At 75.6% G+C, this 9934-nt stretch carries 5 protein-coding genes and 1 pseudogene; 1 reads left to right on the top strand and 5 read right to left on the bottom strand.

Annotated features, from left to right (window positions below; genetic code table 11):
• The 5 genes and pseudogenes from ABZ641_RS17415 to ABZ641_RS17435 all read right to left on the bottom strand — a co-directional run.
• Positions 1-1018: pseudogene (locus ABZ641_RS17415) on the bottom strand (hypothetical protein); the annotation flags it as partial.
• Complete coding sequence (locus ABZ641_RS17420; protein WP_359982747.1) at positions 1015-3294, bottom strand: NHLP family bacteriocin export ABC transporter peptidase/permease/ATPase subunit; 2280 nt, start codon at positions 3292-3294, stop codon at positions 1015-1017. The gene ABZ641_RS17420 and the pseudogene ABZ641_RS17415, both read right to left, overlap by 4 nt.
• An 11-nt stretch (positions 3295-3305) precedes the next feature.
• Positions 3306-4118 (bottom strand): HlyD family efflux transporter periplasmic adaptor subunit, encoded by an 813-nt coding sequence (locus ABZ641_RS17425; RefSeq protein ID WP_344627704.1) that lies wholly within the window; start codon positions 4116-4118, stop codon positions 3306-3308.
• Between the two features lie 22 nt (positions 4119-4140).
• The gene (locus tag ABZ641_RS17430) at positions 4141-5649 is read right to left on the bottom strand and encodes a SagB family peptide dehydrogenase (RefSeq protein ID WP_344627703.1); all 1509 of its coding nucleotides are present in this window, start codon (positions 5647-5649) and stop codon (positions 4141-4143) included.
• 16 nt (positions 5650-5665) lie between these two features.
• The gene (locus tag ABZ641_RS17435) at positions 5666-7942 is read right to left on the bottom strand and encodes a TOMM precursor leader peptide-binding protein (protein ID WP_344627702.1); all 2277 of its coding nucleotides are present in this window, start codon (positions 7940-7942) and stop codon (positions 5666-5668) included.
• A gap of 277 nt (positions 7943-8219) precedes the next feature.
• On the opposite strand from ABZ641_RS17435, the gene ABZ641_RS17440 reads away from it, so the two are divergent.
• The coding region (locus ABZ641_RS17440; RefSeq protein ID WP_359982751.1) for an ATP-binding protein at positions 8220-9934 on the top strand (1715 nt) is incomplete at its 3' end.

Here is a 9934-nt window from a genome sequence, read left to right on the forward strand (position 1 = left end):
CGGCGACCGGCGGGCGCACGGTGAAGCCCTGCTGGGCGGCGACCAGCCGGGTGGCGGCGAGGGTCGGCGGGTCGCCGGCGGCGTCGGCGATCCGCAGCCGCGAGGAGGTGTCGCGGACGACCGTCTCGAAGCTGCGGGCGGAGTGCGCGAGGGTGCCGGCGTCGCGCTCCCGGCGGGCGGCGATCAGTTCGGTCTCGGCGGTGCGCCGGGCCTCGATCCGGCGGTCGACGGCGGCGAGCAGCCGTCCGCAGTGCACCACCAGCCGCTCCCACAGCACGCCCCGGTCGAGCAGTTCGCGCGACGAGCGGGCGCGGACGGTGGCCGGGCCGGGGGCGACCAGCCAGTCCCGTTCGGTGAGGCAGACCCAGGCGCCGGGGCCGAGTGCGGCGGTGTCGTCGCCGGCCGTGTCGCCGGGCAGGTCGACGCCGCCCTCCTCGACGCACACCCACTGGACGCCGTCCACCGAGCGCAGTGCCTGGCCCTTCTTGAGGGCGGTCGGGCCGTCGGTGGCGAGCGGGGTGAAGTCGCGCGGCGGCAGGGTGTCGCGCAGCGCGCCGGCCAGGGCGGTGATGCCGCCGGCCAGTCCGGCGAGGAACTGGTCGACGGCCCGCTGCTGTTCGGCCTCGGGCAGGGCCCGGACGGCGGCGCCGGCCGGGGTGCCGCACTCCCGGCCGCGGGCGGACAGCCCCTCGACCCGGGCGGTGGGCAGGAAGGCGACCTCGGCGCCGAGCACCGGCCGGGCGGCGATGCCGTGGGCGGAGCCCTCGGGTGCGCCGGGCAGCAGGGTGCCGGCCTCGACCCGGCACAGGAAGTGCCAGCGGCCGACGGGCCCGCGGTCGGTGAGCTTGACGGCGAACAGGTCGACGGCGCCGGTCTGGACGAGGAGCATCCGGCGCGGGTCGTCGAGCACCAGGACGCGGTCGGCCCGCGGGTCGACCGGTTCGGCCGCGGCGGTGAAGAAGTCGGCGAAGGCCCGTGGTGCCGTGGTCGGTTCCGTGGGGGCCGGGGCGGTGGTCACAGCTCGTCCTCCTCCTCGCGCCGGGCGGACTCGATGAGCGCGGTGTAGTGCCCGCCGAGCGCCAACAGCTCGTCGTGGGTGCCGCGTTCGACGATCTCCCCCTGCTCCAGCACGATGATCTCGTCGGCGTCGCGGACCGTGGAGAGCCGGTGCGCGATGGTCAGGCAGGCGCAGCCGCGCCGCCGCAGGTTGTCCATGATCACGCGCTCGGTCTCCGGGTCGAGCGCGCTGGTGGCCTCGTCCAGCACCAGCAGGGTCGGCCGGCCGGCGAGGGCGCGGGCGAGCTCCAGCCGCTGGCGCTGGCCGCCGCTGAAGTTGCGGCCGCCCTCCAGGACGGGGCTGTGCACGCCGCCGGGCCTGGTCATCACGGTGTCGAAGACAGCGGCGTCGTGCAGCGCGGCGGTGACGGCGTCGTCGGGGACGTCGTCGTTCCACAGCGTCAGGTTGTCGCGGACGGTGCCCTCGAAGAGCGAGATGTCCTGGTCGACGTAGGCGAGCGAGGCGGCGAGCACGGTCCGGGAGATCTCCTCGCGGGGGCGGCCGTCCAGCAGGACGCGGCCCTCCCACGGGGTGTAGAGGCCGGTGAGCAGCCGTCCCAGGGTGGACTTGCCGCTGCCGGAGCCGCCGACCACCGCGATCCGGCGGCCGGGGACGACGGTCAGGTTCAGGTCCTTGATCACCGGCTCGGAGAGCGGGCTGTAGCCGAAGGTGACGTGCTCGAAGACGAGTTCGCCCTCCAGCTTGGCGCCGGGCGGCGGCTCGGGGGCGGCGAAGCAGGCCGCCACCGGGTACCGCTCCACGTCGTAGAGCCGCTTGATGTCGGCGGTGACGTCCTGCAGCCGGCCGCCCAGATTGGTGAGTTGGGCGACGGGGCGGCTGAGCGCGGCGAGCAGGGTCTGGAAGGAGACCAGCAGACCGACGCTCATCGCGCCGTCGACCACGCGCTGGCCGCCGACCAGCAGGATCAGGCCGCTGTTGAGGGCGGCCAGCATCGGCGGCACCACCGTCAGCACGGCGCTGGGGATGCCCAGCTTCTGCTTGGCGGTGTCCACCTTGGCGAGGAAGCCCGCCCAGCGGCTGAAGGCGTCCGGCTCGGCGCCGGTGGCCTTGACCGTCTCGATCAGCGAGAGCGTGGTGAAGGTGGTGGCGGTCAGGTTGCCGCGGTCGGTGCGCAGCGCGGCGACCGCGTCGGTGCGCGAGCGGGCCACCGCCTGCAGCACCACCACGTTGAGCAGCGCCATGCCGACGCCGACCACGCCCAGCAGGACGTCGTAGCGGACGAGCACCGCGGCGTAGAACAGCACCAGGCCGAGGTTGATGACGGTCAGTGCGACGTCGCGGGAGAGGATCTCGGCGACCACGTCGTTGCCGGCCACCCGCTTGGCGACCTCGGCCGGCCGCCGCTGCAGGAAGAAGTCCACCGGCAGCCGCAGCAGGTGGCGGAAGAACCGGGCCGAGCTGACCATGCCCATCCGGATCTCCAGCCGCAGCAGGTAGTGCCGCTGGACGGAGGTGAGCACGAAGACGGCGAGCGCGGTGGTGGTCATGGCGGCCAGCAGCGGCAGGAGGTAGCCGCTGCCGCTGCCGGCCAGGACCCGGTCGATGAAGACCCGGGTGTACGCGGGCACCGCGATGCCGGGCACCACCAGCAGCAGGCTGGCCAGCAGCACCAGCGGCATGGCGCGTCCGGAGGGCAGCCGCCGCTCCAGCAGGGCGCGGCCGACGCCGCCGCGGCTGCCGCCGGGGACGAAGTCGGGGCCCTTCTCGAAGGACAGCACGATCCCGGTGAACCCGGAGTCGAACTCCTCCCACTCCATCAGCCGCGGCCCGCTGGCCGGGTCGTTGACGGCGACGACGGTGCGCCCGTAGCGGGTGCGCACCCCCTCGACGACCATGAAGTGCTGGAAGGCCCAGAAGATGATGACCGGGCCGGTGAGGTCCTTCAGCCGGTCGGCCTCGGTCTGGTAGCCGCGGGCGGTGAGCCCGTAGGTGCGGGCCGCGGAGAGCAGCGTGGAGGCCCGGGCGCCGTCCCGGGAGACGCCGCAGACGCCGCGCAGGTCCTCCAGCGGGACGTGCCGCCCGTGGTAGGCGAGGATCATCGCCAGGCTGGCGGCGCCGCACTCCACGGACTCCATCTGCAGCACCGTGGGCACGGCGTACCGCCAGCGGCGCGGGGTGCGCTGCCGGTCGGCGCGGGGCGGACGCCGCCCGGGCCGGCGCCGGCGGCGGCGCTCCTCGGGCGGTGCGGGGGCGGCCCCCGGGACGGTGGTCGTCATCGCGCGCCCCCTCAGCGGCCGAGGATCAGGTTGAACGGGGTCTGCCGGCCGACGTTGATCGTGGCGGTGACCGAGACCTGGGTGGTCAGCGGCATCGGCGGGCCGCTCTGCGAGGTCCAGGCGAAGCCCGTCCGGGTGGCCGCGTCGGGCACCAGGTCGACCACGACCAGCCGCGGCGGCGAGCCGTCCAGGTAGCGCTGCGCGGCGAGGTCGCCGCCGACCAGGCCGGAGACGGCCTCCCGGGTCAGCGCGTACGGGCTGACCGAGCTGACCGTGCCGCGCAGCAGGCCGAAGGCACCGGCCGGGGCGGTGGACACCGACAGGTCGACGTCCATGCCGGGGGCGAGCGCGGTGGCCCGGGCGGCCGGCACGAAGACCATGGCGACCATCCGGTCCTGCGCGGTGTCGGTGCGCTCGACCGAGGCGATCGGCGCACCGGGCGCGACGACCTGGCCGTCCGTCACGGACAGGCCGACGACGTGACCGCCGAACGGGCTGGTCACCTCGCGGCTGTGCCCCTCGGCGTCCTCGATGCGCACCACGGTCTGGCCGAGCCGCACCTGGTCGGCGGGCCGGGTCAGCACCGAGCGGACCATCCCGGCGAACGGGCTCTGGATCAGCGCGGTGCCGCTCGGGCGGGTGAGCAGGCCGGGGGCGTCCACGGTGATCGGGATCCGGCCGGCGAAGGTCCACAGGACGGCGGCGCTCATGGTGATCAGCACGACGAACAGCGCGACCCAGCCCCGCGGTGCCGCCAGCAGGGTCGGCGAGTCCAACTCGTCCGGCTCCCGCATCCGCTGCAGGGCCTTGAAACGGAACTTCACCGGCCCACCCCCCTCGTGTCCGTCATCTCTTGGTCTCTCTCCTGGGCACGCCGACGTCGGTGCGGAGCGTGCCGGGCCTGCTGCCGAGGATCAGTTCGCCGACCGTGCCCTCGGTGAAGAAGTCGATGCCGCTCGCGGTCGCGAAGTCGCCGGCGTCGCCGCCGCCGAGGCCGCAGACCGCGAGGTCCATGGCGGTGCCGACCAGGTAGAGCGTCTGGTAGAGCGCACCCACGTGCTTGAGGATCAGCGGGTAGGCGACCGTCTCGTACTTCCACATCACCCGGCCGAAGCGGGCGGTGACCAGCAGGACCACCTGCGGGTCCGCCTTCATCAGGGCGGCCTCGCGGGCGTTCGCGACCAGCGCCGCGGTGGCCGGGGACGGCTCGGCGACCAGCTCCAGCTCGTGCCGGTCGGTGGCGTAGTGCCACAGTCCGGGCCGCAGCCCCGCGCAGTTGGTCACCAGCGGGTAGACCTCCAGCTCGTGGACGGCCCCGCCGCTCGGGTACGGCCGGTCGGCGAGCTCCTGACCGTCCCCGCCGGTGAAGGTCTGCCGGCGGCGCATCGCCCGGTAGAGCAGCTCGCCGAGCCGGTCCGCGGTCAGCGGCGCCCCGTCGTCGTGCTCGCGGACGGAACGCCGCTCCTCCAGCACCTCGGTGAACGGCCGGTCCGCCCGGGCCGCCGCCGCCAGGTCCGGGACGGCCAGCGCGACCTTCTCGCCGGGGAACGGCGGCGGCGAGGCCGGCTCGGGCCCGAACCGGTCGCCGAAGCGGTAGGTGCCGCCGTAGCCGGCCGAGGCGGTCGGCCGCCGGGTCCGGGAGTGGAAGGCGAGGTCGGCGGCGGCCCACTGGGCGAACCGCTGCTCGTCCGCCTCCGGCTCCTGCCCCGGCGCGCCGTAGGCCAGCAGCCCGGCGGCGGCGAACAGCCGCAGGGTCTGCCGGACGGCCTCCAGCGGCAGTTCCCCGGGCAGCCGGGCGAGCCCGGCCGGGGTCGTCCAGTCGGCGAGCGCGGCCAGCAGCCCGGCGGCCCGCGGACCGAGCTCGACGGCGAGCGGGCTGCCCGGCGAGCGGACCAGCAGCGCGCCGTCCTCGGGCGCCGCGGACGCGAACCGGGAGAGCTTGACCTGCCCGGTCGGGTCCGGGGTCGGCCCGGGCTCGGCCGCGCCGCGGCCGATCGGCCGCAGCCGGGCCAGCGGCTCCTCGCCGTCCTCCGCGGCCAGGTGCACCGCGTGCTCCAGCAGGCCGGCCAGGCCGAGCCGGCGCCGGGTCAGCTGCCAGCGCATCAGCCCGGCGTCGCCGTCCCGGCCGGCCACCAGGGCGGCCAGCTCCTCCTCCGTCCGCTCGCCGGCGGCCAGCGCGGCCACCGCCTCGCGGGCGCCGGCCAGCAGGTCGGGCAGGTCGAGGGCGCCCACCGGGGCGGTGAGCCGCAGACCGCGGGCCCCGGACGGGGCGGCCGAGGCGTCGCGGCGCAGCCGCACCCGGCGGACGGCGCGGGCGCCGGCGACCTGCCCGGCGGGTTCGAGAACTGTGGTCATGGTGTGCCCCCGCGGCCTAGAAGAAGACGTTCTTCGGGTTGAGCTGCTCCTCGGCGTGCGGGGCGGCGAGCGCGCCCTGCCGCACCGGCACGTCGTACAGCCGGCCCGGGGCGAGGCGGCGCCAGAAGTGCCGCATGCCGGGGGCGATCACCTTGACCACGCTGAGGTCGAGGTCGGGGCGGCTCTGGTCGAGCACGATGACCTCGATGCCGCAGGCGCGGGCCCGCTCCACGCAGTCCCGGACGTGGTCGGCGAGGTCGTCACCGGCCGGCGGGGTGAAGTCGCCGAGGGCGGTGGGCCGCAGGCCCTCGCCGGGCAGCAGCCACGGCTCGGCGGCGACCGTCGCCGTCCTGCACCACTCCAGGGTCTCCAGGTCGTCGGTGCGGTAGAGGGTGGCCCCGTTCTCGTCCCGGCGGTCGACGAACGGCAGGAACTGGTTGACCTCGGTGAGCGCGCGGATCGCGGCGATCCGGGCGTCCGGGTGGGCGCCGAAGCCGACCATCACGTCCTCGACCTCGTGCCGGCGGCGGGAGATCGCCGCGAAGGTCGGCACCCCCAGGTCGGAGGTGAGGTCGAGCACCCACAGGTCGCGGTCGACGGAGTCGTAGAAGGCGCGCATCGTCGCCACGTACGGGTCGTTCAGCGAGTCCAGGTCGAACTCCGGGCGCGGCAGCCGGTTGTACCACCACAGGGCGACGGCGTCCCGCTCGACGACCTCGCAGAAGCCCTGCAGGATCGCCTCCTCCAGGGTGTTGCCGCTGGCGCAGCCGTTGGAGTCGCCGACGCAGTAGAAGTGCTCGGCGAGGTCCGGGTGGCCGTACCAGGCGTAGCCGGAGGGGATCAGCCGCTCGCTGTCGTGGGTGAGCGACCAGGCGCGCGACCAGTCGAGTTCGGCGTCGACCGGGAAGGGGTCCGGCACCAGGTGCAGCCGGTGCGTCGGGACGGCGTTCCACTCGGCGCGGCCCGCGAACTGGGCCTCGGAGAACAGCAGCAGGTCGTCCATGTGGACGGCGACCGCCGGGTCGAGGTCCCGGTAGGCGGCCCGGACGACCGGCTCCTCGCCGCGCCACACCGCCGAGTAGCGCTCGATGGCCTCGCAGACGGCGCTGACCTTGGCCTGGATCTCCGAGCGGCCCTTGCCGCCGCTCTGGCCGCGCATGTTGCGGCGCAGCAGGTCCATGTTGTCGTTCACCATGGCGAAGTTGTGGCCGGCGGTGAAGCTGTAGGTGATGCCGTTGCCGGTGTCCTCGTGCGCGCCCAGCCGGGTGATCGCGCCGAGCTGCGGGCTGATGTGGTGCTTCAGCCGGTCGTAGGTGAACTCCGGCGCCTGGATCCGGTACCCGCCGTCCGTGGTGTGCCGGGCCGGGCTCGGCGACAGCACCACCTTGGGGCTGCGCTCGGCGATCAGGCCCGGGTCGCCGCAGCTCGGGCACTGCGGCTGCCGGACGAGGACGTGCTCGGTGGTCTGCAGGGTCCCCAGGTCGAGGCTGACCATCCGGCCGTCGAGCGCGGCGGAGCCGCCGGTGGCGAGGATCCGGCCGGCCTCGGCGGCGAGCAGCTGGCCGAGCAGGGCCGGGCCGGCGGGGATCGCCGAGCGCACCGGGTGCAGCGGGGCGGACTCGCCGCGCTTGCCGGCCAGGTACCGCTGGACCTGCCGGTTGCCGCTGATCCGCTGGGCGATGCAGGTCCAGCAGCCGGTGCTGCCGGGGCGCAGCAGCGGGCCGAGCCAGGGGCTGGTGCCGGTCGGGCGGGCCAGCAGCCAGGGCCGGCCGTCGGCGAGCCGGGCGGTGTTGATCCGGCCGAGCGCCGGGTCGAGGTAGTCGTCGGTCAGCGCGACCACCAGGGCGTCCCCGCCGGCGGCGATCGCCTCGTCCTCGCCGGCGGCCCTGGCGCGCAGGCCGGTCGCGGCGAGCGCGTCCACCACAGGAGCCGGGTCGGTGGCGCCGAGCGCCACCACCAGCAGCTCGGTGGCCGCGGCGGCGGCGAGCACCGCGGCCGGGTCGACGCCCTGGGCGTCCCAGTGGGCGAGCGCCTCCTCCGGCAGGTCCGGGCGGCCCTCGGCGAGGTGCCCGGCGGCCTCGTAGCGGCGCAGCGCGGTCAGCGCCTGGCCCAGCGGCACCGAGGCGCCGAGCTCCCCGAGGATCTCGGCGACGGTGCGCCGGCCGTCCAGCAGCGGCAGCAGCCGTACCGCGGCCGCGCCCGGGACGATGTAGTCCTGGCCGTCGCCGATCAGGAAGACCTTGTCGTCCACCACGTCGCTCAGAAAATGCGCCTTGAGCCGCGGACGCTCCATGTGCATCCCCCGTTTTCCCGTGAGTACCTGCCGCCGCACATTGCCGGGGCGACCCTGCCGGTTCATTCGAACATGTCGTCAAAACGGCTGTACATACTGCAAATTCGTGTCCGGTACGGAATTACGCATCCCCGGCGATTGCGTATTCCGTTCCGTCGGTACGTAGCCGTGTACGTATGCCGCCGCCCGCGTTGACAGCCCCTCGGGCGCAGGGATACTGGTGTGCTTGCGGACCACCGGCCCGGCACGGGCGGGGCCGCGGCGCACGGGGGGAAGCATGTCGGCGGGGAGTCTGCTGCACCGGGAACGCGAACTGGCCGATCTGGCCGAGGCCGTGGCGCAGGCGGGGGCCGGCAGCCCGGCCGTGGTGCTGATCCGCGGCCCGCGCGGCATCGGCAAGACCGCGCTGCTGCGCGCGGCCCTCGCCCGGGTGCCCGGCGAGGCGGTCGTGCTGCGCGCCCGCTGCCACGACAACGAGCGCGATTTCCCGTACGGCGTCGTCCGCCAGCTTTTTGACCCGTTCATGTCAGGATCGGGTGCCGTGCCGCAACCGGAATTCGCCGCGGAATCACCCGGCAGAATCCTCGCCGGAGCACTTCCGGACACCGCCGACGGGAGTTCGGCCGGCGGAGCGGACGCATCCGGCGACGGGGGGGCCGGAAACGGACGGCGGCAGGTCCTCGACAGCCTTTTCCACGCGGCCAGGTCGCTCACCAGCCGCACCCCGGTCGTCATGGCCATCGACGACCTGCACCTCGCCGACGACGCCTCCCGGCAGTGGTTCTCCTACCTCGCCCGCCGCCTCGACGGCCTCCCCGTCGCCCTGCTGGCCACCACCGCCGACGAGGCCGCCGACCCGCTCACCGCCGAACTCGGCGTCCTCGGCCACGCCCGGACGGTCGCCCCCGGGCCGCTCTGCGACAGCTGCACCGCCGAACGGCTCGCCGAGGAGTTCGCCGGCCCGGTCGACCCCGAACTCGCCGCCGTCTGCCACGACCTGTCCCGCGGCAACCCCCTGGTGCTCGGCGAACTCACCGCCCGCCTGCTCGCCGACCGGACCTCCCCCGGCTCGCCCGACTTCGACGCCGTCCTGCGCACCGGCGCCGCCACCCTCGCCGACACCACCCTCAGCTGGCTGCGCGGCACCCACCCGCGGGCGATGGAACTGCTCACCGGCCTCGCCGTGCTCGGCCCCGCCGCCGACCTCGCCACCGCCGCGCTGCTCATGGGCCAGGGCGACCTGCTCGCCGACGAGGCCCGCGAAGCACTGCGCCGCACCGACCTGGTCGACCCCGGACCGCCGGAGGGCTTCCGGCACGAGATCGTCCGCACCGCCGTGCTCGCCCGCACCGACCCCGCCGTCCTGGTCGCCCTGCACCAGCGGGCCGCCGCGCTGCTGGTACGCCTCGGCGCGCCCGCCGTCCGCACCGCCGAACACCTGATGTCCTCCGGCGCCACCGGCCAGGACTGGGCACTGCCGGTGCTCCGCACCGCAGCCCGGGAGGCCGCCGCGGCCGGCCACTGGGACGACGCCGCCCGCTACCTGCAGCGCGCCCTCGCCGAGGCCCGCGACGAGGACCTCGTCCGCGCCCTCACCGGCCAGCTCGGCACCGTCGAACTCCACCGGGACGTCGCCGCCGGCGCCCGCTACGCGGCCGGCCTCGGCGCGGTCGCCCCGGCCGCCGAACGCGCCGCCCTGCTCGCCCCCTTCGCCAACCCGCTGCTCGCCCTCGGACCGGCCGGCGCCGACATCCCGTTCGCGGAGACCGCGGCCGCCCTCGCCGCCGCGGGCGAAACCGCCCCCGAACTGCCCGCGCTCACTGCACAGGCCCTGCTCGCCGGCCGGCACGCCGCCCTGCGGCCCGCCGTCGAGGCCCTGCGCGCCGGCGGCAGCGAGGCGGACCGCACGGCACTCACGGCCGCCCTGGCCGCGGCCACCGCCGCCGGCGGCCGGGCACCCCGCGGGCGGCGAGCCGGACGGCCCGCCGGGGT

The sequence above is a fragment of the Kitasatospora sp. NPDC007106 genome, from assembly GCF_040634455.1.
Taxonomy (GTDB): domain Bacteria; phylum Actinomycetota; class Actinomycetes; order Streptomycetales; family Streptomycetaceae; genus Kitasatospora; species Kitasatospora arboriphila.

Excerpts from the sequence above, each read along its gene's own strand:
- ABZ641_RS17420 (WP_359982747.1), bottom strand. The coding sequence starts at position 3,294 with ATGACGACCACCGTCCCGGGGGCCGCCCCCGCACCGCCCGAGGAGCGC.
- ABZ641_RS17430 (WP_344627703.1), bottom strand. The coding sequence starts at position 5,649 with ATGACCACAGTTCTCGAACCCGCCGGGCAGGTCGCCGGCGCCCGCGCC.
- ABZ641_RS17435 (WP_344627702.1), bottom strand. The coding sequence starts at position 7,942 with ATGGAGCGTCCGCGGCTCAAGGCGCATTTTCTGAGCGACGTGGTGGAC.